The 25,637-nt window shown below is 60.2% G+C and carries 25 protein-coding genes and 1 tRNA gene; 10 read left to right on the top strand and 16 right to left on the bottom strand.

The window, feature by feature from the left end; genetic code table 11:
• Window positions 1–14 precede the first annotated feature (14 nt).
• Window positions 15–839: a DUF1542 domain-containing protein gene (locus tag MHY08_RS08075; RefSeq protein ID WP_239236229.1), complete on the bottom strand. Its 825-nt coding sequence runs from the start codon at window positions 837–839 to the stop codon at window positions 15–17.
• Between the two features lie 122 nt (window positions 840–961).
• Here MHY08_RS08075 and MHY08_RS08070 point away from each other — a divergent pair.
• The 5 genes from MHY08_RS08070 to MHY08_RS08050 all read left to right on the top strand — a co-directional run bounded on the left by MHY08_RS08070 (window position 962) and on the right by MHY08_RS08050 (window position 3,399).
• Window positions 962–1,036 (top strand) — tRNA-Gly (locus MHY08_RS08070).
• A gap of 118 nt (window positions 1,037–1,154) precedes the next feature.
• Window positions 1,155–1,664 carry a nitroreductase family protein gene (locus MHY08_RS08065; protein WP_239236228.1) on the top strand — a complete coding sequence of 170 codons (510 nt, stop codon included), beginning with the start codon at window positions 1,155–1,157 and terminating at the stop codon, window positions 1,662–1,664.
• Window positions 1,562–1,846 carry a nitroreductase family protein gene (locus MHY08_RS08060; protein ID WP_239236227.1) on the top strand — a complete coding sequence of 95 codons (285 nt, stop codon included), beginning with the start codon at window positions 1,562–1,564 and terminating at the stop codon, window positions 1,844–1,846. Before MHY08_RS08065 ends, MHY08_RS08060 begins: the two co-directional genes overlap by 103 nt.
• Before the next feature lie 68 nt (window positions 1,847–1,914).
• On the top strand, window positions 1,915–2,547 hold the full coding sequence (locus MHY08_RS08055; RefSeq protein WP_239236226.1) for a hypothetical protein: 633 nt from the start codon (window positions 1,915–1,917) through the stop codon (window positions 2,545–2,547).
• A gap of 18 nt (window positions 2,548–2,565) precedes the next feature.
• Window positions 2,566–3,399, top strand: coding sequence for an aldo/keto reductase (locus MHY08_RS08050; protein WP_239236224.1), 834 nt, complete (start codon window positions 2,566–2,568; stop codon window positions 3,397–3,399).
• A gap of 90 nt (window positions 3,400–3,489) precedes the next feature.
• Here the strand turns inward: MHY08_RS08050 and MHY08_RS08045 are convergent, their stop codons facing one another.
• On the bottom strand, window positions 3,490–3,963 hold the full coding sequence (locus tag MHY08_RS08045) for a ribose-5-phosphate isomerase (RefSeq protein ID WP_239236221.1): 474 nt from the start codon (window positions 3,961–3,963) through the stop codon (window positions 3,490–3,492).
• Window positions 3,964–4,079: 116 nt separating this feature from the next.
• Between MHY08_RS08045 and MHY08_RS08040 the strand changes: the two genes are divergently transcribed.
• Window positions 4,080–4,484, top strand: coding sequence for an MFS transporter (locus MHY08_RS08040; protein ID WP_239236219.1), 405 nt, complete (start codon window positions 4,080–4,082; stop codon window positions 4,482–4,484).
• Here the strand turns inward: MHY08_RS08040 and MHY08_RS08035 are convergent.
• Window positions 4,481–5,104, bottom strand: a complete 624-nt coding sequence (locus MHY08_RS08035; RefSeq protein ID WP_204611136.1) for a disulfide bond formation protein DsbA — start codon at window positions 5,102–5,104, stop codon at window positions 4,481–4,483. The genes MHY08_RS08040 and MHY08_RS08035 overlap by 4 nt on opposite strands.
• Window positions 5,105–5,201: 97 nt before the next feature.
• On the opposite strand from MHY08_RS08035, the gene pepN reads away from it, so the two are divergent.
• Entirely contained in the window at window positions 5,202–7,718 is a 2,517-nt protein-coding gene (gene pepN, locus MHY08_RS08030; protein ID WP_239236218.1) for an aminopeptidase N, read from the top strand.
• Here the strand turns inward: pepN and MHY08_RS11800 are convergent.
• The 7 genes from MHY08_RS11800 to MHY08_RS07995 all read right to left on the bottom strand — a co-directional run bounded on the left by MHY08_RS11800 (window position 7,715) and on the right by MHY08_RS07995 (window position 15,687).
• On the bottom strand, window positions 7,715–8,494 hold the full coding sequence (locus MHY08_RS11800; RefSeq protein WP_239236217.1) for a GntR family transcriptional regulator: 780 nt from the start codon (window positions 8,492–8,494) through the stop codon (window positions 7,715–7,717). The genes pepN and MHY08_RS11800 overlap by 4 nt on opposite strands.
• 75 nt (window positions 8,495–8,569) lie before the next feature.
• On the bottom strand, window positions 8,570–9,286 hold the full coding sequence (locus MHY08_RS08020) for an SDR family oxidoreductase (protein ID WP_204611133.1): 717 nt from the start codon (window positions 9,284–9,286) through the stop codon (window positions 8,570–8,572).
• A gap of 65 nt (window positions 9,287–9,351) precedes the next feature.
• Window positions 9,352–10,566 (bottom strand): alkylhydroperoxidase domain protein, encoded by a 1,215-nt coding sequence (locus MHY08_RS08015; protein WP_239236216.1) that lies wholly within the window; start codon window positions 10,564–10,566, stop codon window positions 9,352–9,354.
• Between the two features lie 29 nt (window positions 10,567–10,595).
• Window positions 10,596–12,218: an ABC transporter ATP-binding protein gene (locus MHY08_RS08010; protein WP_239236215.1), complete on the bottom strand. Its 1,623-nt coding sequence runs from the start codon at window positions 12,216–12,218 to the stop codon at window positions 10,596–10,598.
• Window positions 12,218–13,030: an ABC transporter permease gene (locus MHY08_RS08005; protein ID WP_005324024.1), complete on the bottom strand. Its 813-nt coding sequence runs from the start codon at window positions 13,028–13,030 to the stop codon at window positions 12,218–12,220. The genes MHY08_RS08010 and MHY08_RS08005 overlap by 1 nt, the downstream gene beginning before the upstream one ends.
• On the bottom strand, window positions 13,027–14,028 hold the full coding sequence (locus MHY08_RS08000; RefSeq protein ID WP_239236214.1) for an ABC transporter permease: 1,002 nt from the start codon (window positions 14,026–14,028) through the stop codon (window positions 13,027–13,029). Before MHY08_RS08000 ends, MHY08_RS08005 begins: the two co-directional genes overlap by 4 nt.
• A gap of 3 nt (window positions 14,029–14,031) precedes the next feature.
• On the bottom strand, window positions 14,032–15,687 hold the full coding sequence (locus tag MHY08_RS07995; protein WP_239236213.1) for a TIGR04028 family ABC transporter substrate-binding protein: 1,656 nt from the start codon (window positions 15,685–15,687) through the stop codon (window positions 14,032–14,034).
• A 202-nt stretch (window positions 15,688–15,889) separates the two neighbouring features.
• On the opposite strand from MHY08_RS07995, the gene MHY08_RS07990 reads away from it, so the two are divergent.
• A complete protein-coding gene (locus tag MHY08_RS07990; RefSeq protein ID WP_204611126.1) occupies window positions 15,890–17,758 on the top strand; it encodes an FAD/NAD(P)-binding protein in 1,869 nt (622 codons plus the stop codon).
• 35 nt (window positions 17,759–17,793) lie between these two features.
• Here MHY08_RS07990 and MHY08_RS07985 read toward each other — a convergent pair whose 3' ends face one another.
• Window positions 17,794–18,951 (bottom strand): cystathionine gamma-synthase, encoded by a 1,158-nt coding sequence (locus MHY08_RS07985; RefSeq protein WP_239236212.1) that lies wholly within the window; start codon window positions 18,949–18,951, stop codon window positions 17,794–17,796.
• 142 nt (window positions 18,952–19,093) lie between these two features.
• Here MHY08_RS07985 and MHY08_RS07980 point away from each other — a divergent pair, with 142 nt between their 5' ends.
• Window positions 19,094–20,104 (top strand): mechanosensitive ion channel family protein, encoded by a 1,011-nt coding sequence (locus tag MHY08_RS07980; protein WP_204611122.1) that lies wholly within the window; start codon window positions 19,094–19,096, stop codon window positions 20,102–20,104.
• Window positions 20,105–20,488 carry a globin gene (locus tag MHY08_RS07975; RefSeq protein ID WP_204611121.1) on the top strand — a complete coding sequence of 128 codons (384 nt, stop codon included), beginning with the start codon at window positions 20,105–20,107 and terminating at the stop codon, window positions 20,486–20,488. It begins immediately after the preceding gene.
• Window positions 20,489–20,583: 95 nt separating this feature from the next.
• Here MHY08_RS07975 and ald read toward each other — a convergent pair whose 3' ends face one another.
• From ald to MHY08_RS07950, 5 genes are all read right to left on the bottom strand, one after another.
• Window positions 20,584–21,675 (bottom strand): alanine dehydrogenase, encoded by a 1,092-nt coding sequence (gene ald, locus MHY08_RS07970; RefSeq protein ID WP_204611120.1) that lies wholly within the window; start codon window positions 21,673–21,675, stop codon window positions 20,584–20,586.
• A gap of 256 nt (window positions 21,676–21,931) precedes the next feature.
• Window positions 21,932–22,570, bottom strand: a complete 639-nt coding sequence (locus MHY08_RS07965) for a hypothetical protein (protein WP_204611119.1) — start codon at window positions 22,568–22,570, stop codon at window positions 21,932–21,934.
• Between the two features lie 42 nt (window positions 22,571–22,612).
• On the bottom strand, window positions 22,613–23,029 hold the full coding sequence (locus MHY08_RS07960; RefSeq protein ID WP_204611118.1) for an acyl-CoA thioesterase: 417 nt from the start codon (window positions 23,027–23,029) through the stop codon (window positions 22,613–22,615).
• A gap of 25 nt (window positions 23,030–23,054) precedes the next feature.
• A complete protein-coding gene (gene ettA, locus MHY08_RS07955; RefSeq protein WP_204611117.1) occupies window positions 23,055–24,725 on the bottom strand; it encodes an energy-dependent translational throttle protein EttA in 1,671 nt (556 codons plus the stop codon).
• Window positions 24,726–24,844: 119 nt separating this feature from the next.
• Window positions 24,845–25,489, bottom strand: a complete 645-nt coding sequence (locus MHY08_RS07950; protein ID WP_198491965.1) for a single-stranded DNA-binding protein — start codon at window positions 25,487–25,489, stop codon at window positions 24,845–24,847.
• Window positions 25,490–25,637: the final 148 nt, after the last annotated feature.

The following is a 25,637-nucleotide window of genomic DNA, read 5'->3' as shown; positions in this document are numbered from 1 at the left end:
TGACAGTCTAGCGGCTAGAAATCGAAATCAAACATTCCGTCAAAGAATCCGCCGCCATCGCCATCGCCAAGGCCATCAAACAGGCCGCCGCCGTCATCGCCGCCGCCCATGTCACCGGCGTCGCCAGCATCGCCAGCGTCACCGCCCATGTCGCCGGCATCGCCCATGCCATCACCGCCACCCCAGTCGCCGCTTTCAGCAGCGGCCGCGGAATAGCCAATGCCAGACATACCGGAGAACAGGGCATTAAACATCATGGAGTAGCCAACCATCCACACGCCGGTCTGCAATGCATCAGCCCACCACGGACGCGAGTACCACCCTGCCGGAACTGGGCGCCCTGCGACGGTTCCGCCTGGGTAGTAGTTCGGGGTATCCGCGGAAGCATACGGCGAGGCAGTAATCTGCTGGCCATTCGCTTCCACCGTGCGCTTTTCCGTCACCTTGCCGGCGGCGCGCTGCCCCTCGAGCGGCGGCAGCTCTGGGCCTGGGTTCATGCCCATAATCTCGCGCGCGGCATCCACATAGTGCATGCCTTCCAAGGCCGACTCGCGCGCTAGGTTCGCCTGCTTTGCGGTGGTGGCGCGCGAAATCGCCGAGTTAGCTGCCGTGAAACGCTCGGACGCATCGGCCATTGCCTGCTGGGAGGCAGAGTCTGTGCCAGAAATCTGCATTACTTGGCCGCCCAGGCGTTCAATCCACCGGCGAGCGTCAGCTTGTGCATCGGCCAATTGCTGTGCTTCTCGTTCCTCGCGGCGTTTTTGGGAGTTGTGCGAAGACATAAACCACGCGCCTCCGCCGACTGCCAGCACAAGGAGCAAAATTCCCACTACGATCATCGCTTTCTATTGGTAGGGCCATTCCTCTTATAACAACGGCTCAAGCGCCACCCTAGTTCCCTATTTTCATTTTTGCCCCCGCGTGCGCTAAAGTATGGCGCAGCGTTTCAATAGCGCGCTGTGGGAATGTCGTATAGTGGCTAATACCTCAGCCTTCCAAGCTGAAGACGCGGGTTCGATTCCCGTCATTCCCTCCATTTTTCGCCCATCGTTCAGATGGGCGATTTTTCGTTTTACCTACCCCAGACCCGCTCACCCGCGCTGGCCACGCTTGGTGTAAGGCGGACACATGCGGCGATGTGTATGGTGGCGCGCATGACTTCATCCAATAAGTATTCCGAATTCATCCGCAGTCGCCATTCTCCTCGCGCGTTCCTGCCGGAGCCCATGCCGGTAGAAGACATCAAACAGGTCTTGGAGGACGCTCAATCCGCACCGTCCAACTCCAATACCCAGCCGTGGAACGTGCACGTAGTGGGCGGAGAAGAGCTCAAGGAGCTTAGCGCCGCACTGATCAAGGAATTCGATACCAACGGCCTTAGCCCAGACTTCACCACCGATTATGGTGAGGGCATCCATCCCCAGCGTTCCCAGGAACTGGCCGCCAAAATGTACGGTCTGCTTGGCATTAAGCGCGAGGATAAAGAAGGCCGCATGGAGTTCATTCGGGAAACCTGCGCTTCTTTGGTGCGCCCCATGCGGTGCTGCTTTTTATCCCGCCGATGGGAGACCGCATCCGCGCCGCCTTTGACCAGGGAACTTACACCGAAAACTTCCTGCTTTCCCTCGAGGCACATGGTTATCACGGCATTCCACAGGGCATGATTTCCCTGATTGCGCCAACCGCACGTGAATTCCTCGGCGTGGACGAGGACTACAAGCTGGTCACCGCCATTACCTTTGGTACGGCCGATGAATCTAGCCCAGTCTTTAACACAGCTCCAGGCCGCGCGCCGCTCTCAGAGACCGTAACGGTGCACGGCATCGAGGGTCTTGAGCTCAACTAGAACCGCGGCGGTGATTTCTGTGGGCAAAGTTGGCCGAAGGGGGCGTCGGCAAGCCTAGAATTGAGTCCATGGATATCACTCTTGCGACCTTTGACCATGCGCCGGAAACCGCACTGCGCGGCGTTCGTTTTAAAAACACGTGGGTGCCTTCGGAAACCTATGCGGACTCCCGCCGCGGCACCCTGACCGGCCAGTACCCGCAGCGACAGGCCACCACGCGCATCAACGAGGTTTTTGCTGGGGTGGGCTATGAGGTCCGCGAAGACACGCAACCGGCCGGTGAAGACGTCTTTCGCTTGCTAGAACAGCCCAGCCTGGAGGAACTCGACCAGGTTGAAGGCGTCATTGCCGTCTGCTCCCTGCTAGGTGGAAATGCCCCGATGTCGGTGCTATGGCCGGGCGTGGCGGAAAGCGGGGAGAATAACGAGCTGGTCTCCCCTATTGACTTGGCTCCTACCCTCGCCGCCATTGCCGGGCTGGATGTGCGGCCTAATGCGCGCCTGTCCTTCGATGGGTTGAACTTGGTTCCGGTACTGCGCCATGGCGCTTCGGGGCACGCCGCGTTGTTCTTTGACAATGGCGTGCGCATGATTGACGCCGCGCTTATCGACGACACCGCTACCCCACCCCACGAACGCGCCCGCCTGCAAGATGAGTGGGATACGTGGAATAAATTCATCACGCTCGGCCCACTGCAGTAGGCAGGTAGTCTGGGGCGCATGAGCGTACCTAACATCACCCTTAATGACGGCAATACCATCCCGCAGCTGGGCTTTGGCGTATTCCAGATGGATCCGGATAAGACCGAAGAGCTGGTAGCCGAGGCCCTGCGCGTGGGCTATCGCCATATCGATACCGCCGCTATCTATGGCAATGAAGAAGGCGTAGGTAAGGCTATTGCGAAGTCCGGCATCCCGCGCGAGGAACTTTTTGTCACCACCAAGCTGTGGAATGACCGCCAGACCGATGCCGCCGCAGCTCTTGATGAGTCTTTGGACAAGCTCGGCCTAGAGTATGTGGATCTCTACCTCATCCATTGGCCGACCCCGGCGAAGGGAACCTACGTCGAGGCCTGGCAGCAGCTCATCGAGTTGCAGAAGCAGGGCAAGGCAAAGTCCATCGGCGTCTCCAACTTCGAGCTCGAGCACCTGGACCAGCTGGAGCTCAAGACCGACGTTAAGCCGGCGGTCAATCAGGTCGAGCTTCACCCTTACCTGCAGCGCTGGCGCGAGCTGGATGCCTTCCGCGCCCACACCGTAGCTATTGAGGCATGGGGGCCTTTGGGCCAGGGCAAGAGCGATATTTTGGATGCCCCCGAGGTCACCGACGCCGCTGCGGCGCACGATGTCAGCCCAGCGCAGGTCGTCATCCGTTGGCACCTGCAAAATGGCGTCATCCTCTTCCCTAAGTCCGCCACGCCATCGCGCATCGCGGAGAATTTCGACGTCTTCGGCTTTGAGCTCACCGAGGACGAGATGTCTGCCATCACCGCCTTGGATGAAGGCGAAGAGGGACGCGGCGGTCCGCACCCGAATGACATGAATGACGCCTAAGGCTTAGCGCCCGTCTCGGCCGACCCGGCCGGTGCGCACACAGAAACGCCGCGAAACCAACTTTGGTCCGCGGCGTTTCTTCTGCTGGGCTTAAGCCTCCGGCAGCTCTGGGGCGATGCCGGTGCGCTCGTATTCCGCCAAGATGTCGATGCGGCGCTGGTGGCGCTCCGCGCGGGACCATTCTTGGTCCAGGAAGGCGTCGACGATTTCCAGTGCTTGCTCCTCGGTGTGCATGCGGCCACCGATGCCGATGAGCTGGGCATTGTTGTGCTCGCGGGCAAGGCGGGCGGTCTCTGCGGACCACGCCAGTGCGCAGCGAGCACCCTTGACCTTATTGGCGGCAATCTGCTCGCCGTTGCCGGAGCCGCCCAGCACGATGCCCAGGGAGCCTGGGTCATTGATGGTGCGTTGTGCCGCTTCGATGCAAAATGCCGGATAGTCATCCTCGGCATCGTAGATATGGGCGCCGCAGTCAATGACTTCGTGGCCCTGCTTGGTGAGGTGTTCAGCGATCAGGTTCTTGGTTTCGAAACCTGCGTGGTCTGCTCCTAGATATACGCGCATGGCCCACATCCTACCGGCCCGGCGCGCCTTGAGGAGGCTTAGCGCCCACCCTGTTTCGTATTACATTGTCCTGATAAGCTCGCGGGCAACCACTATCGCTATAAAGGAGGAAAGCCATGCCTATAACCAAACCAGTCCTCGCGCTCTACGGCGGGAGCCTTCTCGCCTGCATCATTATGCTTGGTGTTCAGGTTTCCGGCAGCGGGGGCTTCCTCCTCCCGCTTATCGCGAGCATTCTCGCCACTTTGGCTCACCTGGGCCTGGGAGTCTGGTGGATTGCGCAAAAGGTGCGCGGGAATCCGCGGGCCAACGGGGGCGCAATTGCGGCCGGCATTATCGCGCTTCTTGCCGGTGCCTCGTGGGCATCCTGGGCACTGGTCGCGTGGGACGACTTTCGGGCTGGCATGGAACTTCCCTCTATCAATATCGCAGGTCTGCCGGCATTCATCTTGACCCCGCTGACCATCGCACTGTGCGTCGGCGCTGCGATTCAGCTGCGCCGACGTAAAAAGACCGTTTAGTTTTCCTCCACCTGGGGCATCTCAGTGCGGGAGCGCTTGAGCTCGAAGAAGTAGGGGTACTGGGCAAGGCGCAGGGAGGCGTCGAAAAGCTCGCCTGCTTCTTCACCGGTAGGGATGCGGGTAATAACTGGGCCAAAGAAGGCGGTCTCGCCCAGCTTGATAACCGGGGTGCCTACCTCATCGCCCACAGCGGAAATGCCGTTGTGGTGGTACTCGCGCAGCTTCTCGTCATAGTCCTCGGTATTAGCTACCTCGGCGAACTCGGCTGGGAGGTCTACCTCCGCTAGGGCTTGGGCGATGATGTCATCATAAGCGCCAAAACCGGTGCGCATACCGTTGCCCTTGGCGTGAATCAGGGTGCCCATTGCGGTGTAGAGCTCGTCTACTTTTTCCGGGCGCTCGGCCTTGACCTTGGCAAAGACGCGGGCTGGGCCCCAGTTAGCCTTCATCATGTCCATATAGGTGGAGTCAAGATCGCGGCCGTCATTGAGCACGGACAGGGACATAGGCTCGAACTCGACCTCAATGTCGCGCACCTTTTCTACTTCCTTAATCCAGCGCGAGGTGGCCCACGCGAAGGGGCAAGATACGTCGAACCAGAACTTTACTGCGTCAGCCATAAATACTCCTTTGATTGAAAAAGTTTGCCCCACCAGCCTAGGTGCACGACTACTGTGGATGCAGAACTATTTTCGGCTTAGAAGGAGAATATAGGCCATGACCTCTATAAACCTGACTCGCGAGGAAGCGGTTCAGCGCTCCCGAATGATCGAGGTGGACCACTACGATGTCACTTTAGACCTCAAGTATTCGGACACCCACTTCCTGTCCACCACGAAGGTGAGCTTTACCTCGCAGGAGATCGGCTCCACCTTTATTGATCTGCGCGCCGAGGAAATCCAGGAGGTACGCCTCAACGGCAATCCCCTGCCCACTGAGTCCTATAACCCCACCTACGGCATTCCACTGTCTGGCCTTCAGGTAGCCGATTACACGCTGGAAGTCACCGCCAAAATCCCGTACTCCCGCACCGGTGAGGGCCTGCACCGCTTTGTCGACCCCGCCGATGACAAGGTCTACCTTTATACCCAGTTTGAAACTGCCGATGCCAAGCGCGTCTTCGCCTGCTTTGACCAGCCGGATATGAAGGCCACCTACGCGCTGCATTTCAAGGCGCCCGAAGAGTGGACCATCATTAGCAATGGCCCGGTGAGCTGGGAGGGCGATGTGGCCAGCACGACTATTGACTACCCGTTGTCCACCTACCTGGTAGCCCTCTGCGCCGGCCCGTACCACGAGGTCACCGATACCTGGCGCGGCGAGCTGACCGCACACCCAGAGGGCAAGCCGGCCCAAAAGCTCGAGGTGCCACTCGGCATCTACTGCCGCGCTTCGCTCGCCCACGCGCTGGATGCCGAGCGCCTATTTACTGAGACCAAGCAGGGCTTTGATTTCTACCACCGCAACTTCGGCTTCCCCTACCCCTTTGGCAAGTATGACCAAATTTTCGTGCCGGAGTTCAACGCCGGCGCGATGGAAAATGCCGGCTGCGTCACCATCCGCGATGAGTACGTCTTTACTTCCCAGGCCACGCACTATAAATATGAGCTCCGCGCCGATACCGTCCTGCACGAGTTGGCCCATATGTGGTTCGGTGACCTGGTCACCATGCAGTGGTGGGACGATCTGTGGCTCAATGAGTCCTTCGCCACCTGGTCCGCCGCCATCTCCCAGGCAGAGGAAACCGAATACGATACCGCGTGGGTCACCTTTGCCAATGTGGAAAAGTCCTGGGCGTATCAGCAGGATCAGCTACCGACCACCCACCCGATTTCCACCGATGCCAGCGATATCGAAACGGTGGAGCAAAACTTCGATGGCATCACTTACGCCAAGGGCGCTTCAGTGCTGAAGCAGCTGCAGGCTTATGTCGGCCGCGAGAACTTCCTGGCCGGTGTGCGCCGCCACTTCGCCGCCCATGCATGGGGCAATGCCACCTTTGATGATCTGTTGCGCCACCTGGAAGAGGCCTCCGGCCGCGACCTTTCCTTCTGGGCGCAGCAGTGGCTCAAGACCTCCGGCATCAATACGCTCAGCGTAGCGCTCAACGCGGATGAGTCCGGCACGATTACCCATGCTTACCTCACCCAGGCCGGCGATACCCTGCGCACCCACCGCGTGGCGGTAGGCCTGTATAACCTGCAGGATGGCAAGGTGGTGCGCACCGATCGCATCGAGATGGATATCGATGGCGCGTCTACCGAGATTCCAGAGCTCATCGGCCGCCAGTTGGCAGACATTGACTTCCTGCTACCCAACGACGATGACCTGACCTATTGCCTCATCGAGCTGGACGCGGGTTCCCTGCAATTCCTGCTGGATAATATTGATAAGTTCGCCGATCCCATGGCCCGCACCCTGTGCTGGTCTACCGCTTGGGAGATGACCCGCGCCGGTATTATGCGCGCCCGCGATTTCATCCAGCTGGTTGCCCGCGGCATGCAGGCGGAGACGGAGCTCGCCGTCCTCGAACGCATTGTCCTGCAGGCCTCTAGCGCGCTGAAGAACTATGCCGATCCACAGTGGGCGGCTCAGAGCACCCTGCTTGCCGACGCCCTCCTCGACGGCGCCCACAGCCCCGATGCCCAGCGCTCCATCATCTGCACCCAGGCCCTGGCGAAGATTCGCCTGCACGATAGCGCGCGCGACTATCTGCGCGGCGTGCTCGAGTCCTCCGCGGATGCGGGGCTGCGCTGGTCCGCACTGGCGGCACTTGCCGCCGATGGCGCGGTAGAGGACGTCCCTGCTGCCGCGGATGCGCAACTCGAGCGCGATAACTCCGCCACCGGCTACTACTCTTCCCTGCGTGCCCGCGCAGCCGTGGCAACCGCCGAGAACAAACGCGCGGTATGGGAAGAAATCGTGGCGGGTAATCTCACCAACCGCGAGCTCACCTCCAAGCTGGAAGGCCTGCTCTACCCACATAGCGATGAATTCCTGCCCACCGCGGAGTTCTTCGATATCGCAGAAAAGGTATGGACTTCCCAATCCTCCGAGGTGGCACTGACCACCGTGACGGGTCTCTTCCCTTCCTGGGATATCACGCACAAGGGCCTGGACCGCGCCGATGCCTTTTTGAAGAAGGATCTGCCGGGTGGTCTGCGCCGCACGGTCACCGAGCAGCGTGACCGCGTGGCCCGCGCGCTGCGCAATCGCCAGGTAGACGCTAGCTAAGCCGGCTTTCCCGCGCCGTTGCCCTTGCCCGGTAGGGGTTGCGGCGCGGGATCCTCTCCCAGGATAACCTCGACGTTGGCGATATCAGAGCGCAGCGACTCTTCAACATAGGCAAAGACCGCGCCCGACTTAGTCTTTAGCAGCCGCACGAACCGAAGCAGCGGGTGCGATCGGCTCACGTGCAAAAGTTTCTGCTCTTCGGTGCGAGCGGTAGCGGCACGCATGCTCTCGCGCTTAAAGACGGGCTTGAGGTTGTAGCCAGCCAGGATTTCCATAATGGGCTCGCGCAGATCGTGCTGATTGAGATCGGGAGCCATATCTACCGGGATGGTGTAGCGCGAAAGGATGACGGGCTTGCCATCGACGGTATAGAGGCGCTTGATATCCCACGCAAAGGTGGAATCGCTAACACCCAGTACCGCTGCCACATGCTTGGGCACGTGGGCCTTGTTCACGGAGACCACGCGCACGGCGGTGTCGTGCCCGCGCTCGCGCAGCTGGGTGACAATATTGTCCTTGTTGGTCAGGCTCAGTGTAGGGGGAACCGTGCGCACATAGGTGCCGCCACTGCGCCCGCGGCGGCGGTCAATGAGGCCTTCTACTTCCAAAATGTCTAAGGCATGGCGCACGGTCATGCGCGCGACATGGAATTCCCGGACCAATTCGCGTTCGGTAGGAAATTTCTGACCGGGTTCTAGTTCGTTGCGTTCGATCTTGTCGCGTAGGGCATCCGAGATACGGAGATAGGCGGGCCGTTTTCGGCTTTGGGAAGTCACAGCCCCCGAGTGTAATGGACACCCCTGGAGACCAACCCCATTAATGTGTGATGTCCATTACCACAACTTGCGTTCCTACTTGCGCAGATGTAACTCGATTCGCGGCCTGACCTGGATTTCCGTCAGCTGGGTGGTGGGGCCTGCCTCTACCACGGTACGAATGGCACGAGCCACCTCAGCCGGGGCAATGACCTGGGAGGGATCATAATCCTGCAGACCCTTCAGCATCGGGGTATCGGTAGGCCCCGGAGCCACCGTGGATACGCGGATACCCGGCTCAGAGATGCGCAGTCCATCGGCGAGTGCATACAACGCGTGCTTGGTCGCCGCGTAGATGACGTTATCGCCGTAGCTGTGGCGTCCAGCGCCAGAGTTGATAAAGACCACGGTGCCTTCCGCTTTGCGTAGCTGCGGCAGCAAGGCGCGGGTCAGTTCAGCAGGGGCATGCACGTTGAGGTCCATGTGCGCGCGCCAATTTTCCGGCGTGGCTTCCTCCACGGAGTACTTGGTAGCTCGTGCAGCAGCGTGGACGAGTACGTCCACGCGGTCTAGCTCCGGCAGCTTCATACCTTCATCGAGGCCGGCGACGAGGTCGATGGCCACCGGCGTAATGGAGTCCGATTCGGGCAGTTCCGCCGCGCTACGGCCCAGTGCATACACGTGGTAATCACCGGCCAGGTCAGCGATGATTTCGCGGCCCATGCCGCCGGTAGCGCCGGTGACGACGGCGACCTTCTGCGGGGCTTCGCTCTCCGAGAGTGCTGGTGCGGTGGCGTTCTTTGTATCAGTCATGCCGCCCCATCATAGGGATCCTTTGCTCTAAGCGTCGCACCGAACCAGTCACCGGCGGTAGCCGATTAACGGAAGCGCTTAGGCACGTCCGGCTGGCCCAGGGTGAGCATCAAACGATTAGCCCAGTTGAAGAAGGAGGAAGCATAAATCAGGTCCAGGATGGACTGATCATCGAATCCGGCCGCACGCAGGTCTGCGCATAGGGCCGCATCGAAGGCAAACGGGGTTTCCGTCAGCGCCACTGCGGCGCGACGGATAAGGTCCCATTCCTTTGAGCCAAGGTCGGTGTCGATGCCCTCGTCCAAGAGGCGGTCTACGATTTCACGGTCGCCGCCTTCCTGGACGCACCGCGCCTGGTGCACGGAGGCACAGTACTCGCAGCCGTTGTAGCGCGAAGCCACAGTAGCGGCGAGCTCGCGGTCCGCACGGGAGAGGCCGCCCTCGGTGTTATAGAAGATGTCCAGGTCAGTCAGCGTGCGCGCCTTCAAGGCCGCAGGGTCGCGGGCAAGCAAGCGGAAGTACTCGGAATCGATGCGCTCTGGATTAATGAGGGCATCGGTATGCACCGCGGTGAAATCCTCCTTCGCCAGCGCCTCTACCCAGGGCTTCCAGCCCAGGGAGTGGTTGGCAAAGCGATCAGGCAGCACGGTATCGGGCTGCAACGTAGTCGCAGTAACCTCCCAACCCGGATCGGCCACGCCGGCGGCGCGCTCGGCTGCGGGGTGGGATGCGGGATCCTCGCCAGAAAGTACACGCAGGCCGTGGACCACGCGCAGCTGGAAGGCCAAAAATGCCACCAGCTGGGACAGGCTGACGATATCCGTGGCGGACCATCCTGCGGCATCGAGGTGCCCGATGGCCTGCGGGGAGGCATCCTTGGGGTGGAAGGCCAGAAGGTGCGCCCAATCAAAGGCCGCAGCTAGGCGCGTGCCCAGCGCGGCTTCCGCTGAGGTATCGCCGAAGATAAGGAAATCACCCTGGTGATACGGGCCGGTGGACACGCCGCGCTGGCTCGCGGCGCGCACGGCGGCAACAAGGTCCTCGTCGGCCTCATCTTCCAGCAAGTCGAAGTAGAAATCCGCAGCCTCGCTCGCTTGGTAGATTGCAGCGGTAAAAGCCGCAACGGCATAGCGCTCCGTATAGGAGAACTCGCCTGGTTCTGCAGGCTCGAGCAAAGCGCTAAAGCTCAGTTGCGCATTGTCCTGCGCATCATGGCGCGCACGGCGCAGCTGTTGCACCTCGGCGCTGGCGTGGGAGAGCTCATTAATAATGTCAGTCATATTTTCAGTCCAACCTTTCTGGGGCGCGGTTATAGCCCCAAGTTTAGGTCTCCGGCACGATAGCGGGAGCCGGGGATGGCGTCAATTAGCTGGCGCGTGTACTCGGTTTCCGGATGCGCAAAGACCTGCGCGGTAGGTCCGGATTCCACTTGCGTGCCGTGGGAGAGCACGGAAACGGTATCGGAAATTTGATTAACTACCGCCAGATCGTGGGAGATGAAGATATAGGTAAGCTCCAGCTCGCGCTGCAGCTCGTCGAGCAGCCGCAGGATCTGCGCCTGCACGGTGACGTCGAGCGCGGACACGGCCTCATCGAGCACCACGAGATCGGGTTCGATGATCATGGCGCGGGCGATGGCCACGCGCTGGCGTTGACCACCGGAGAGCTCGCGGGGGCGCCGGGAAGCCATGGAAGAATCCAAGGCCACCAAATCAAGAAAGTCGCGTGCTTTGGCACGCGCATCACGTTTGGAAGCGCCGGTGAAATTGCGCACCGGTTCGGCGATGGTATCGCCGATGCTCAAGCGCGGATCCAGCGAGCCAAACGGATTTTGGTAAACCATCTGGATAGAACGGCGCAGCTCACGACGGCGCTTGCCACGGGCAGAGCTAATGTCTTCCCCGCCCAAGCGAATGCTGCTGGAGGTGGGCGTGCTCAACAAGGAAATGGCGCGGCCGGTGGTGGTCTTACCGGAGCCAGACTCCCCCACCAATGCATGGGTGGTTCCGCGGGCCACGGAAAAGTTGATGTCTTCCACCGCGGTGAAATCCCCGAAGCGTTGGCTCAGCCCCTCCACCTCGAGCAAGGTTTCGCGTTGTGCGGGCGCGGCGGCCCGCACAGGAGATGCGGCCTGGGAGGAAGTGGGGGCGGTGAGCGAGGGGGCGTCGGCAAGCAGGCGCTTGGAGTAGGCGTGCTGGGGGTCGGTGAGGACGCGGGCAGCAACGCCCGACTCGCGGACGGTACCCTTTTCCATCACCACGATGTTATTGGCACGGTCGCCCGCCACGGCCAGATCATGGGTAATGAAAAGGATGCCCATGGTGAGCTCTTCGCGCATCTCATCCAGGAGGTCCAGGATGATCTTCTGCACGGTGACATCGAGCGCGGAGGTGGGCTCATCGGCGATGATGAGCTCCGGCTCCAATGCCACGGCCGCGGCAATGAGCACGCGCTGCTTCATGCCGCCGGATAGCTCATGCGGGTACTGGTGATAGCGGCGCTGCGGATCATCAATGCCCACGCGCTCCAAAAGCTCCAGTGCACGCTTCTTCCGGGAGGCCTTATTGCCCTGCCCGTGGATGGCCATGCCTTCCTCCACCGAGGCACCGATGGTCTTGAGCGGGTTAAGCGAGTTATTGGGATCCTGCGGAATCAGACCGATGCGGCGACCGCGCAGCTCCCGCCATTGCTTTTGAGAATATTGGGTCACGTCCCGGCCGTCGAAAGTAATGGTGCCGGAAACGATCGACGCATTGTCTGGCAGCAGGCCAATGGCGGCCATGGCGGAAGTGGACTTGCCGGAACCGGACTCGCCCACGATGGCGGTCATTTCGCCAGGGTTTACCTCGAGCTCAATGCCGCTGACCGCTTCTACCTCACCGTGCGCGGTGCGGTAGGTAATGGATAAATCACTAATGCTAAGCAGGGACATTAGGCCGCCTTTCGCAGTGTCTGGCTGAGGTGGTTGGCCGCGAGGACCACGGCGACGATCACAATGCCCGGGGCGATGGTCAACCAGCCGGCCGTGGCGATGTAATCGCGCGATTCAGAGATGAGAAGACCCCATTCCGGAGTTGGGGGCGGTGCGCCATAGCCCAGGAAGCCTAGGGTGGCTAGCTGCAAAATGGCCAGGCCAAATTGCAGGGCTGCTACGGCGAAGACCGCGGTGAGTGAATTGGGAAGAATATGGCGCACGAGCACCTGGAAGGAAGAACCGCCGGAGCCATAGGCGGCCTCGACGAAATCGGAGCCGGCAACGCTAAGCACCTGGGAGCGTGCAAGGCGCGCAAAGGTGGCCACGGAGGTGATACCTACGGCGATGGCGGCATTGAAGATGCCGTGGCCCAGCACGATGATGACGGACAGGGAGAGCAAGAGTCCGGGGATGGACAGCAGCACGTCCACGATGCGCATGATGACGGCATCGACCCAGCCGCGGCGCACGCCGGCGATGATGCCCAAGATGGTGCCGACGATGAGGCCGAAAAGAACGGCCAGGAGCGCGCCGAGTAGGGATTGGCGCGCGCCATAGACCACGCGGGTATAGAGATCGCGGCCAACGGCATCGGTGCCGAACCAGTGTTGGAAGCTGGGTTGCAAGAGCGCCGTGGTGTCCCCGCCCTGGTTAGGGTCCTGGGAGGTAAATAGTTGGGGGAACAGCGCGCAGAGCACCGCCAGGCCCAGCACAATCAGCGAGATGATGGTGCCCGGGGTGAGCTTCAGCTGTGTGGATTTAAGCTTCATGCTTGGACCTTCTTCTCGTTCGTTGCGGTGGTATCGGCGGTGGCGGAGCTAGATACGGTCTCGTGCTCGCGCTCGCGCAGGCGCACGTCAAGCACTGGGTAGAGCAGGTCCACAATCAGGTTGATAAGGACAAAGACGGCGGCGGCCAGCACCACAATGGCCAGCAGCACCGAGGTATCGCGGTTAGCCACCGCATCTACGGTCAGCGCACCGATGCCGTGGCGGGCGAAGACCGCCTCCGTCACCACGGAACCGCCGACGAGCTCACCAAAGGTAAGGCCGGCCATGGTCAGCGCCGGCAGCAGCGCATTGCGCAGGACGTTGCGCCACAACAACCAGGCACCGCTAGCACCCTTGGCACGCACAACCTGCACGAAGGACATATCCATGACCTCATCGATGGAGCGCAGCAGCACCTGCGCCAGCGGTGCGGCCACGAAGATGGCCAGGGTAATTACCGGCAGGATGAGGCTTTGGGCATCGCTTGCGCCGATGACCGGCACCCAGCCCAAGCCAAAGGAGAAAATCTGGATCAAAATGATGCCGATCCAGAAGGTGGGCAGGGAAACCATCACGGAAGGCAGGCTGCGGAAAAAGCTGCGCAGCCAAGAAAATGGGCCAAAGGTGGAGACAATAGCCACCAGGAAGGCCAGGACCACGCCTACAAGGAAGGCGAAGACCGCCAGCGCCAGCGTGGAGGGAAGGGCATCTGCCAGCATCTCCGATACGGCGGTACCGGTGGCGACGGAAAAGCCAAAATCACCGGTGAGGAATCCGCCGAGCGCGCTGAAGTAGCGGCTTAAGATCGGCTCATCGGCACCATAAACCTCGCGGATGGCGGCCAGCTGCTCGGCGTTGAGCCCCAAGTTGGGGTTGTCATAGCGGGTCGCGACGGCGTCACCAGGCAGTGCCGCCAAGAGGATGAAAGAAAGGGTAAAAGTTGCCCAGATAACGAGCACGGCTTGGCCGATGCGCAGGGCAATAGTTTTCAGGCTCATGGTTTAGTCCTCCCCTTCTGCGGGGTTGATGTCTACCGCATAGAACGATGGGCGGCCGATGGCCTCGGTGCTAAAGCCCTCGATATAGGGCTGGAAGCCATAGACCTGCGGCTCTTCAAACATGGGCAGGATATAGGCCTGTTCGGACAGATAGTCCTGCATGCGGCCGGTCATGGCTAGGCGATCCTTTTCACTGCTGAGGTCGAAGTAATCCTCCACCAGTTTCTGCAGTTTCTCATCACCAAAGCTATCGGTCTTCTCGTCGTAGTTGAGGAAAGAATTGCGCCCGGTGCCATCCAGCCACGTGGCCAAGGTGTCCACATTGGCACGGCCGGTCATGGTATGGCGTACCTGCACGGTGTCTTGGTCCTTCATGGCCTTTTGCTGCGCAGAGCGGTCACCCGGGTTGAGGTTGGCCTCGATACCGACGTTCTTGAGCATCTCTTGAGCCTTGGTGAACATCTCTTTAGAGCGCGGCTGTGGGACGGCTTCATTGAAGGTCACGGACAGGCGCTTGCCGTCCTTTTCGCGAATGCCATCTTCACCTGGGCGCCAGCCGGCCTCATCGAGCAGGCGCTTGGATTCTTCCGGATCGAAGGCATAGTTCGCGGACTGATCCTTATAGCCAATAGCCGTCTTGGCCAGGATCGATGTTCCCTTGGGGTAGGAATCAGAAAAGAGGGTGTCCAGGATGTTATCGCGGTCAATGGCATGGATGATGGCCTGGCGCACGCGCTTGTCTTCCAAGAGTGGATGGCGGAAGTGGAAGTGGAAGCTATTGTTCACGCCACGAGTGGGGGCGGCAAAAATCTGCAGGTTTTGATCCTTCAGGTGCTTCTCATCGGGGGCTTCGATCTGGCGCGCGACATCGGACTGGCCGGCTACAAGCGAGCCCACACGCACGGAGTCTTCGGCCGCAAGCACGATTTTGATGCCCTCGATATCGGCCGGGCCTTGGTGATCCTTTCGGGCCGGGGGCGCCCAGTCATAGTCCTCGCGCTTCTTGAGCACCAGCTTGGTGCCCAGCTCTTCTTCCTCAATGACGAAGGGACCAGAACCGGAAATCGCGGTGGCATTGCCCGGCGCGAAGCCGGTGTCATCCAAATCCAGGGTGGCATTAGAAAGCAGGCCCTGGTTCATCACGGAGGTGGACTGCGGGAAGCCCGGGGAAGGCTCGCTGAAGTAGAACTTCACCGTGTAGTCGTCGATGACCTCGGATTTTTCATAATTGGGCAGCTGCTCCGATGGAGTGAGCATGCGATCTTCGTCGCCCAGGGCATAAAGGTCATAGTTCTTCTTCACGTTCGCGGCATCCAGGCGGGAACCATCGGAGTAGGTCACGCCCTTGCGAATCTTGAAGGTGAACTCAGTATTGTCCTTGTTTGCCTTGGGCATCTCCTCCGCAATCCACGGGTGCAGCTCGAGGGTATCCGGGTCCTGCCAGAGCAGGCGGTCCGTGATGTTATTGAGCACACCACCGTTGGGGTAATAGCCGCCGGAGGGCGGATAGAGGTTGTTGAACATATTGGGCTCGACATAGGTGACCATGCCATCTTCCGCGGCGTGGGAAGTAGAGGCGCACGAGGTAAGCGAGAGAGCTAGCGCGCCGCTGGCCAGGACCGCGGCCACGGGCCGCAGGAGCCGAGAAAGTTGCTTCATAAAAGCTCGAGTTCCTTTAAGTCTTAAGTAGTACTCGCCCATTAGACCACACTCATACCCCCAATTACAAGACTGGACAGTCTACCGCATTACCTGCCAAAACGGCGCCATGACAAGAATACCGTAGACCGACTAGTCTATTTTATTCTAACTGCCAGGTCCGATGATCCTGAAAGGGCCTGAATGTGGCACGATAGGAGGTATGTCTACTCCAGCAATCGCGATCGTCGGCATGGGCCCACGCGGCATTTCCATCTTGGAACGCCTCTCCGCCCGCATGGACGATTCCAGCGACCCCATTACCGTCCACCTCATCGATGATGCCCAACACGGCGCCGGCCGCATCTGGGAAACGGATCAAACCAAGACTCTGTGCATGAATACTCGCGCCGGCGCGGTCACCCTCTTTACCGAGCCCGGCTCCACCGTTGATGCCCCGGTGCTCGAGGGACCCATCCAGTACGAATGGATTCAGCTCCTGCGCGGCGATGGTGAGAATATCTCCGCCGCCAAGCGCGAGCTTTTCGAGCAGCACCCACCGGCCGCACATATTGCCCAGGACTACCGCGAAGAGCTCGCGGCAACCCGCCCCGAGTCCAACCCTTCGCGCGCACTGTATGGCGAGTACCTGCGCTGGGTCTATGACGTGGTCATTGCGCGCCTGCCCAAGAGCATTTCCACCGTGAATCACTTCAGCCGGTTGGAAACCATCGCCGAGGACGGTCACCAAGACGTCCTCCACCTGGCTGATGGCTCCGAGGTGCACGCCGATGCCACGGTACTGGCCTATGGCTGGATGATTCCGGAATACACCGAACAAGAAAAGCAGTTGGCCGCTTCCGGTTTGAACTGGATCGCCCCTAATAACCCGGTAGAGCAGGACTACGCCGCCATTCCGGGCGGCGAGGACGTGCTGGTGCGCGGTCTGGGCATGGGCTTTTATGACATCCTGGCGCTGACCACCATCGAGCGCGGCGGCACATTCGTGGAGGATCCTTCCGCGCGTTCCGGCCTGCGCTATGAGCCTTGCGGCCAGGAGCCCCACTTCATCATTTCCTCCGGCCGCGGCTACCCCTACCACCCCAAGTCCGAATACGGTGAGCTGCCGCCTACCATGCCGCGCCGCCGCCTGAAGAATGTCATTGCGGAGCTCAGTGGCACCCAGGACATCGACTTTGACGCCCAGGTTTGGCCCGCCATCGCGCGCGATAGCTACGAGGCCTATATCACCACCTTGGAACGCGTGCGCCCGGATTCCCTCCTGCGCCCGCGCGCGGAAATCCTCGAGGTCATCGATGCCACCGCCCCCGATGAGCTGGGCGCAGCCATTGCGCCCATGGTCACCGAACCATGGGACATGAACGATCTCATGTACCAGATTGCCGGGTTTACCGGGGACATCGCTGAGCTCACCGAGCACATTGCCCAATCCATGGAAGGCGATATTCGGGAGGCCGCCGCCGGCCACGACTCCCCCATCAAAGCCGCGCTGTGGTCGCTTTCGCAATCGCGCAAGCCGGCCTCCATCCTCGGCGCAGAGGGCCGCTACACCCGCGAGTCTCGCACCGGCCGCTACGGCCAGGTCATGTCCTTTGGCCAGATGATCGGCTCCGGCCCGCCGCTCTTCCGCGTGCGCCAGTTGCTCGCGCTTGTCGATGCCGGCCTGGCCCACTTCCTAGGCGATCACCCCACCGTGTCCATCGAGGCTGATCACTTCACCTTGACCTCCGGCCCGCGCTCGGCTTCGGCGCCCACGCTTGTCGACGCCTTTATGCACCGCCCCGACATCCGCACCGCCGGCGATGCCATGACGCGCTGCTTGGTGGATTCCGGCCGCGTGCGCCCCTTCCCCGATCACGGCCAGCCCACCGGTTCGCCGGAAACGGATGGGGCCACCCGCCGCACCGTCCACCCAGACGGCGAGTTGGATGCACGCCTGCATATCGTGGGCATCCCCACCTATTCCCAGTGGCCGGACACCACCATTTCCCCCATGCCGGGCACGGACCCGCTCATGCTGCAGGAAACCGACAAGGCCGCCGGTTCCCTCCTTGCCGTGGTGCGCTCCTAGCCACCGCACCTGCGCTATGGGCCCAGTGCCGCGGCCTATAGAGCGTCGAGGGCCTGCTCCAAGTCCGCGAGCAGGTCATCGATGTCTTCGATACCGATGGAGATACGCACCAGATCCTCCGGCGGCACCAGCTCGGACCCTTCCGCGGATACGTGTGTCATATTCTTTGGGTGCTCGATGAGCGATTCCACCCCGCCCAGCGATTCTGCCAGGCAGATAAGCCGCGTATTGAGGCAGATCTGCTTGGCATGCTCCGCGCTGTGGAAGCGCACGGACATCATGCCGCCGAAGCCACGCATCTGCTGTGCCGCCAGTTCATGCCCCGGGTGCTCCTTGAGGCCCGGGTAGAGCACCTGCTTGACCTCGGGTCGCGCCTGCAAGAATTCCGCTACTCGCTGCGCATTCGCGCAGTGGCGGTCCATGCGCACGGACAGCGTCTTAATACCGCGGGCGGTTAAGTAGGCGTCGAAAGGCGAGCTCACCGCGCCCACATTGCCCTGGAAGTAGAGCAGGCGCTCGTCCACGTGGGCGTCATTAGTAACTACCGCGCCACCGAGCACATCGGAATGGCCGCCTAAGTACTTGGTGGTCGAGTGCAGCACGTGGTCGGCGCCGAGTTCCAGCGGGTTCTGCAGGTAGGGCGTAGCAAAAGTATTGTCCACCAGTACCTGCGCGTTGCCCTTAATCTTGGCCACCGCGGCAATATCGGTGATATTTAGCGCCGGATTAGTGGGCGTTTCTAGCCAGATGAGCTTGGTATTTTCTTGAACCGCGGCCGCAACCGCTGCGGTATCGCTGGTGTTCACGATGGACATCTCCACGCCCCACTCGGTGAAATCATTGAGCAGGCGGTAGGAACCACCGTAGGCGTCATTGCCTAAAATGACGTGGTCCCCTGGGCGCACCAGGATGCGGATCAAGGTATCGGCGGCGGCCATGCCGGAAGAAAACACGCGTGCATACTCCGCGCCTTCCAGTGCCGCTAGAGTGCGCTCCAGCGAGCGCACGGTCGGATTGGCCACTCGGCCGTATTCGAATCCGCCGCGCAGGTGCGCCAAACCGTCTTGCGCAAACGTGGTCGAGGCATAGATGGGCACGTTGATAGAGCCCATGTGCGGATCCGGGTGATAGCCGCCGTGGATGGAACGGGACGTAAAGCCTTGAGCGAGGTTCTGCGTGCTGCCTTCTGTCATAGCCACACAGTCTAGACCAAGCTGTTCATTTCCTACGGGCAGATGAGTATTTATTTTCACAAACCTTAGCCTGGGGCCCGTCGAACTTTCAGGAGCAACCCCTACAATGGGCGTGGTTCCCATTGTCCACGACTAAGAAAGAATGATGAATACGCAATTCTTAGCCTCCGCCGCTTCCACCACGGACTCGGCCGTCGAGTCCGTGTCCAATTTTTGGAATGACGAGAAGGTGCAAAGCTGGCTTATCGAGCGCCCCATTCGCATCGCCATCATCCTTATTCTGACCATTATCGCCCACTGGCTCCTCCGCCGAGTCATCAACAAAGTGGCCGAAAATAGCATTAAATCCTCCGGACTAGATAAGCAGCGCCTGCGCGGGAAATTCAAGGACCGCGCCAATCGCCCCGAGCTCAGCCAACAAGAAGAGGCCATGCGCCAAACCCGCGAGACCCGGCGCGCCTCCCGCATCAAGACACTTGCCGGCGTAGCCCGTTCTGCCGCCGCCATCTTCGTCTGGGTGTGGGCGATTATCGCCATCCTGGATGAGTTAGAGGTCAACGTAGCACCGCTTATCGCCTCCGCCGGTGTCATTGGCGTTGCCCTCGGCTTTGGCGCACAGGCGCTGGTGAAGGACTTCCTTTCCGGCATCTTCATGCTCATTGAGGACCAGTACGGCATTGGTGACGTGGTTGATTTGGGCAATGGCGTCTTTGGCGATGTCGAGTCCATCTCCCTGCGCATCACCACGGTCCGCGATATCGATGGCGCCCTGTGGTACGTGCGGAATGGTGAAATTCTCCAGGTGGCCAACCACTCTGATGAGTACTCCGTTGCCCGCATCCAGATTCCGGTAGGTCTTTCTAATGACCCAGAGGTTGCTGGCGAAGTCATTGAGAAGGCAGTGAAAGAAGCCGCACAGGACGATAAGGTGCGCAAGCTCATCCTCAGCACGCCACGTGTGGACGGCATGTCTGGCTTTGAGCCGGATTATGTATCCTTCCGCGTCTCGACCAAGACCTTGCCAGGCAAGCAGTGGGACGTTCAGCGTTTCCTGCAGTCCCGCGTGCTCAATGTCATGCACACTAAAGGTATTACTACCCCCTACCCTCACGGCATCGGCATTCCCGATCCCCGCAAGGAAGAAGAAGAGTAAATGGATTCTGTTTATGAGGCCATTGGCGGCATGAAAACCTTTGAGCGCCTCGTCCACGGCTTTTATTCCCAAGTCAAAGAGGACGATATCATCGGCCCAATGTACCCCGATAATGACTGGGAAGGCGCCGAGCAGCGCCTTACCTGGTTCTTGGCACAGTATTGGGGTGGCCCGCAGCTCTTCTCTGAAAACCGCGGCCACCCGCGCCTGCGCATGCGCCACGCCCCTTACCCCATCGATATAACCGCGCATGACCGGTGGTTAGAGCTTATGGGTAACTCCCTCGCCAAGATCGACGAGGAAACCATCCCACCGGCCTACCGCGAGATGATCTGGGATCATATGCAGCGCGTAGCAGCCATGATGATCAACAAAGCGCCCTAGCCGCCCGTTGTCGCCCGCGCACAACATGAGCCCGGCCCCCTTTGACGGAGAGCCGGGCTCATGGTTTATCTAGCGCGCGGGATGCAACGCGGTGCTTAGTCGTCCCAGTCAAAAGCCTTACGCACAGGCTCGGACACCAGACGACCGCCTCGGGTCATCACACCGCCTTCTAGGCCTGGGAAGCGCTTGATGGCGGCATCCAAGTTGTCCTTGGCTACCGCGCGGATATACGGCAACGTCGCAGACGATAGCGCGCGGGTCGAGGTATTAGCCACCGCGCCTGGCATATTAGCCACGCAGTAGAACAAGGTGTCGTGCACCTTAAAGGTGGGATCATCGTGGGAGGTCTTCTTCGAGTTTTCGAAGCAACCGCCCTGGTCGATGGCCACGTCCACGAGAACAGCGCCCTTCTTCATCTTCTTCACGGTCTCCTCGCGCACCAGTTTCGGCGCAGCGGAACCTGGAATGAGCACGGCACCGATGACAAGGTCAGCTTCCTGTAGCTCCTTTTCGATGGTGGCCGGATCCGAGATCAGAGTGCGCACGCCACCGGCGTACTGGTCATCGAAGCGCTGCAAGACGTGTGGATCAAGGTCCAGCACGGTGACTTCGGCGCGCAGGCCGTGGGCCATCGCAACGGCGGAGGCGCCAACTTGGCCGCCGCCGATCACGACGACACGTGCCGGCTGGGTGCCCGGAACGCCAGAGACCAGCAAACCGCGACCGCCCTGGGTGGACAGCAGGTGGTGGGTGCCTTCGATAACGGCAAGGCGACCAGCCACCTGGGACATTGGAGTCAGCAGAGGCAAAGTACCGTGGCGATCGGTGACCGTTTCATAGGCAATCGAGGTGGTATCGGCCTCCACCAGTGCCTCCGCCAGCGGGCGGTCCGCAGCGAGGTGAAGGTAGGTAAAGACGGTAAGGTCCGAGCGCAGGTACTTGTACTCGGACTCGAGTGGCTCCTTGACTTTGAGCAGCAGTTCCGCTTGCGACCACGTCTCTTCCGCTGAGTCCACAATTGTGGTACCGGCATCCTTGTAGGCAGAATCGGGGAAGGATGCGCCTTCACCGGCACCGGTTTCAACGTACACTTCATGGCCATCAGCAACGAGGGTTTGCGCTCCCATAGGAGTGAGAGCCACGCGGTTCTCGTTATTCATGATTTCTTTTGGTACCGCAATACGCATTACACCGTCTCCTTGTAGGTGCAGGAAATTACTTTTACAGTTCCAGAGTAACGCAGCACACGTTTAGCTGGATGTCTAATCTAAAACTCACATAGCCGAAAAAGCACGAACCTATATGACTACCGTTATTGTCCTGCTAGACGAGGGTTTTGCGAGATAAGCACCACTCCTCACCCTCCCAAAGGTGGACCGCTTTTGGGGGTCCATGTTCTCCGAGGAGGAGGCCCTCGCCGAGTCTTGCGGTAGATGGATGGGCTTAAAACAGCGAGAGTCGGGTGGACCGATAAATGCTGCCGAAGGGGGCGTCGAGACGCACCCAGCGGCCCAGCTGAGCCACGCGCAAGTGGCGCGGCACGTCCATCGGGGCGGAAAATCCAGGGATAAGGCCCAGATTGGTACACGCAAAGATCATGCGCATAGGGATTTCCACTGTGGCGCCATCGTCTTCTACAGTAACGACGGTTTGATTCAAGAGGCTGGACGGCGGGCCCATGGGCCCAGAAAATTGTCGCGTCAGTTGTTGGCCTTTATCGGAGAGCTCGCGCACCACAGTGACCGGCAATGTATCGACCACGCTATAACCAGTGGCCGGCGGCAGGGCTCCTGGCCATGACGGATCACGGGCGGGGCCCAAATCGAGAGTCCCGGTTGACTCATGTTCCTTGAGTTGCTCGGCCAGCGTGCCGGCAGAAACCACCGCCCCATCGCGGGAAGCAACGCCTTGGACGCGGCGGGAGGCAACCACCTCGAAGGGGGTGGTGACAAAGACATCGACGACGTCGCCAGTCAGCTGGCGCAGCCGTACCGAGGCACCCGCGTCCAAGCCGACTGCGCGCGTGACAAGGGCCCGAAGGCCAGGTCCACCGCTTCCAATTTCTAGAGTCTCGGTGACCATACCTTCGGGCCCTGCCTTTCTTTTCTTTGCTCTGCGCCGCAGTTAGTTGGCTGCGGTATTTTGCAGAATATCCTTTTCCTGTTCCGTCAGCGGGCGCGGGGTCTGCTGCTGGCGGTCGACGACTACCTGCACGCACTCCACAGTTGCCGCGACTTCCCCTTGGTCATCCTTGACCTGCTGGGTAGTGGTAAACGAGGTGGTGCCAATCTGCGAAATGGTAGTTTCTACCTCCACCGTAGTGGTGTCCTTAAACTCCATCGGGCGCAGGAAATCCACATCGAGGTGGCGCACGAACGCAATGAAATCGAGGCCTTTGGAATAGATATGTTCCTTCGCAAAAGCCAGGCGCGCTTCCTGGGCAAGCTCGATGTAGTTTGCGTTCATCATGTGGCCGTACATATCAAAGTCCGACCAGCGGGTCTGAATACGATACGTGTGCACACTTGGGGTTGCCATCATTCTCCTCAATAAAGGCTTCAGCTACTTAGCGGGTCAGCTTGCGGTGGGTCACGCGAGAAGGACGAGCTGCCTCTTCACCGAGGCGGTCGACCTTGTTCTTCTCGTAATCGCCGAAGTTACCCTCAAACCAGAACCACTGGCCTTCTTCCACGTTGCCCTCCCAGGCCAAGATGTGGGTACAGGTGCGGTCCAGGAACCAGCGGTCGTGGGAAATGACCACGGCGCAGCCCGGGAACTTCTCCAGCGCGTTTTCCAGCGAGCCGAGGGTTTCCACGTCCAAGTCGTTGGTCGGCTCGTCAAGGAGGATCAGGTTGCCGCCCTCCTTCAGGGTCAGCGCCAAGTTCAGGCGGTTGCGCTCACCACCAGAAAGCACCTTGGATGGCTTCTGCTGATCCGGGCCCTTGAAGCCGAACGCGGACAGGTAAGCACGCGAAGGCATCTCGTTTTGGCCAACGTGAATGTAATCTAGGCCGCCGGAGACAACCTCCCAGACGGTTGCTTCAGGGTCGATGTTCTCACGGTTCTGGTCCACGTAGGACAGCTTGACGGTATCGCCCACCTCGACGGAACCGGCATCCGGCTGCTCCAGGCCAACGATGGTCTTAAACAGGGTGGTCTTACCCACACCGTTCGGGCCGATAACGCCCACGATGCCGTTGCGCGGCAGGGTAAAGGAGAGGTCCTTAATCAGGACGCGGTCATCGAAGCCCTTCTGCAGGTCCTTGACTTCCACGACCTTATTGCCCAAGCGCGGCGGGGTAGGAATCTGGATCTCTTCGAAGTCGAGCTTCTTGTACTTCTCGGCCTCAGCAGCCATCTCTTCGTAGCGCTCCAGACGAGCCTTATTCTTGGCTTGGCGAGCCTTCGCACCGGAGCGTACCCACTCCAGCTCGTCCTTCAAGCGCTTGCGCAGCTTCGCATCCTTCTTGCCGGCGACCTCTAGGCGCTCTTGCTTCTTATCCAGGTAGGTGGAGTAGTTACCCTCATACGGGTAGAGCTTGCCGCGGTCAACCTCACAAATCCAGCCCGCGACGTGGTCGAGGAAGTAGCGGTCGTGGGTCACGGCCAAAACGGCACCCGGGTAATCGGCCAAGTGCTTCTCCAGCCACTGCACGGACTCGGCGTCCAAGTGGTTCGTAGGCTCGTCGAGCAGCAGCAGGTCCGGCTCGGTGAGCAGGAGCTTAGCCAGCGCTACACGACGGCGCTCGCCACCAGAAAGGTTGGTCACTGGGGCGTCCGAAGGCGGGCAGCGCAAAGCTTCCATGGCCTGCTCGATCTTGGAATCAACCTCCCAAGCATCGGCGGCGTCCAGCTCTTCTTGCAGCTTGCCCATCTCTTCCATGAGCTCATCGCTATAGTTGGTGGCCATTTCCTCGGCGATCTGCTCGAAGCGCTGCTTCTTTTCAAAGATATCGCCCAAGCCCTCTTCGACGTTGCCGCGCACGGTCTTCTCGTCATTGAGTGGCGGCTCCTGCTGCAGGATGCCCACGGTGGCACCCGGATCCAGGAAAGCCTCGCCGTTGGAAGGCTGGTCCAGGCCGGCCATAATCTTCAGAATGGAGGACTTACCGGCACCGTTAGGGCCGACCACACCAATCTTGGCACCTGGGTAGAACGCCATTGTTACATCGTCAAGGATGACTTTATCGCCAATTGCCTTGCGCACGTTTTTCATCGTGTAGATGAATTCGCCCACTTTTACCCCTTTGCAAAAATTTGGGAGACGTATTTATCTACACAAACACTACATCAGAACCACCGCCCAAGTGCCTCGGGTCAGGTACACCCGAGGCGATCAAGCCGGTGGGGAAACGCTTAAGCGTTCACTGGGGCGGATTCTGCCTCGGCAGCCTCCTCTTCCACCTCGGCGTCGTCGAAGGAATCTTCTTCCCCACCACGTGCGGCTGCGGCGCGCTCGGCTAGATAGCGGTCCGCCGCGGTATCGGCAGCGGTATCTCCCTGCCCCGCCTGCTGCGGTGGGAGGCTGTGGTCCACATCCGGTTCGATGGCGTTGTCCCCCAGTTCTGGGACCGCAATATTTTCCTGGTTGTACTGCGGAGCGAGACGCTTGGTACCGATAACGTGGCGGTTCAGGTCCAGGCCCACATACTGTGCCTTAATGAACGTGCGGAAGTGATCGGTGCCCTGGTCATCGCGCCATTGTTCGGTAACTAAGGATCCCACGATGACCAGTGGCATGCCTTTAGCCAAGGATTTGCGCACATTGATGGCGAATTGATTCCACATTTCGACGTCGATGTAGAGGTGGTCCACGTCGCGCCACTGCGGGGCCTTGGGGTTGTTGCCTTCCGGGTCATTAGCGCCGGCATCGACCTGACGGTCCGGAATTCGGCGGGAAGAGGCGACGCGCAGCTTAGCCTTATAGGCCCCAGTTGAGGTCTTGGTCAGGATGGGATCGCGAGTAAGGCGACCGGTCAAAGTAATTGGGTATTGGGACATGGTGCTAGAAAATCCTTTGCTGGATAGTTGGATAGGCGAGTTCGGTTTTCCTCGCTCGCTTCCATATCCTGATGCCGGCGCGCAAGCTGCACCATGCCGGCGACCCCTACCCTGTGAATAACTTGTTGTACCCGTCAACAAAGCTCGG

This window comes from Corynebacterium sp. ACRPJ, from assembly GCF_022347345.1.
Lineage (GTDB): Bacteria > Actinomycetota > Actinomycetes > Mycobacteriales > Mycobacteriaceae > Corynebacterium > Corynebacterium tuberculostearicum_D.
Note: the sequence above shows the minus strand (reverse complement) of the source record. Positions and strands in the feature narration are given on the sequence as shown.

What these genes read in the sequence shown, in the direction of transcription:
- MHY08_RS08075 (WP_239236229.1), bottom strand. Translation starts at nt 839, where the DNA reads ATGATCGTAGTGGGAATTTTGCTCCTTGTGCTGGCAGTCGGCGGAGGC.
- MHY08_RS08065 (WP_239236228.1), top strand. Translation starts at nt 1,155, where the DNA reads ATGACTTCATCCAATAAGTATTCCGAATTCATCCGCAGTCGCCATTCT.
- MHY08_RS08060 (WP_239236227.1), top strand. Translation starts at nt 1,562, where the DNA reads ATGGGAGACCGCATCCGCGCCGCCTTTGACCAGGGAACTTACACCGAA.
- MHY08_RS08055 (WP_239236226.1), top strand. Translation starts at nt 1,915, where the DNA reads ATGGATATCACTCTTGCGACCTTTGACCATGCGCCGGAAACCGCACTG.
- MHY08_RS08050 (WP_239236224.1), top strand. Translation starts at nt 2,566, where the DNA reads ATGAGCGTACCTAACATCACCCTTAATGACGGCAATACCATCCCGCAG.
- MHY08_RS08045 (WP_239236221.1), bottom strand. Translation starts at nt 3,963, where the DNA reads ATGCGCGTATATCTAGGAGCAGACCACGCAGGTTTCGAAACCAAGAAC.
- MHY08_RS08040 (WP_239236219.1), top strand. Translation starts at nt 4,080, where the DNA reads ATGCCTATAACCAAACCAGTCCTCGCGCTCTACGGCGGGAGCCTTCTC.
- MHY08_RS08035 (WP_204611136.1), bottom strand. Translation starts at nt 5,104, where the DNA reads ATGGCTGACGCAGTAAAGTTCTGGTTCGACGTATCTTGCCCCTTCGCG.
- pepN (WP_239236218.1), top strand. Translation starts at nt 5,202, where the DNA reads ATGACCTCTATAAACCTGACTCGCGAGGAAGCGGTTCAGCGCTCCCGA.
- MHY08_RS08020 (WP_204611133.1), bottom strand. Translation starts at nt 9,286, where the DNA reads ATGACTGATACAAAGAACGCCACCGCACCAGCACTCTCGGAGAGCGAA.
- MHY08_RS08015 (WP_239236216.1), bottom strand. Translation starts at nt 10,566, where the DNA reads ATGACTGACATTATTAATGAGCTCTCCCACGCCAGCGCCGAGGTGCAA.
- MHY08_RS08010 (WP_239236215.1), bottom strand. Translation starts at nt 12,218, where the DNA reads ATGTCCCTGCTTAGCATTAGTGATTTATCCATTACCTACCGCACCGCG.
- MHY08_RS08005 (WP_005324024.1), bottom strand. Translation starts at nt 13,030, where the DNA reads ATGAAGCTTAAATCCACACAGCTGAAGCTCACCCCGGGCACCATCATC.
- MHY08_RS08000 (WP_239236214.1), bottom strand. Translation starts at nt 14,028, where the DNA reads ATGAGCCTGAAAACTATTGCCCTGCGCATCGGCCAAGCCGTGCTCGTT.
- MHY08_RS07995 (WP_239236213.1), bottom strand. Translation starts at nt 15,687, where the DNA reads ATGAAGCAACTTTCTCGGCTCCTGCGGCCCGTGGCCGCGGTCCTGGCC.
- MHY08_RS07990 (WP_204611126.1), top strand. Translation starts at nt 15,890, where the DNA reads ATGTCTACTCCAGCAATCGCGATCGTCGGCATGGGCCCACGCGGCATT.
- MHY08_RS07985 (WP_239236212.1), bottom strand. Translation starts at nt 18,951, where the DNA reads ATGACAGAAGGCAGCACGCAGAACCTCGCTCAAGGCTTTACGTCCCGT.
- MHY08_RS07980 (WP_204611122.1), top strand. Translation starts at nt 19,094, where the DNA reads ATGATGAATACGCAATTCTTAGCCTCCGCCGCTTCCACCACGGACTCG.
- MHY08_RS07975 (WP_204611121.1), top strand. Translation starts at nt 20,105, where the DNA reads ATGGATTCTGTTTATGAGGCCATTGGCGGCATGAAAACCTTTGAGCGC.
- ald (WP_204611120.1), bottom strand. Translation starts at nt 21,675, where the DNA reads ATGCGTATTGCGGTACCAAAAGAAATCATGAATAACGAGAACCGCGTG.
- MHY08_RS07965 (WP_204611119.1), bottom strand. Translation starts at nt 22,570, where the DNA reads ATGGTCACCGAGACTCTAGAAATTGGAAGCGGTGGACCTGGCCTTCGG.
- MHY08_RS07960 (WP_204611118.1), bottom strand. Translation starts at nt 23,029, where the DNA reads ATGATGGCAACCCCAAGTGTGCACACGTATCGTATTCAGACCCGCTGG.
- MHY08_RS07950 (WP_198491965.1), bottom strand. Translation starts at nt 25,489, where the DNA reads ATGTCCCAATACCCAATTACTTTGACCGGTCGCCTTACTCGCGATCCC.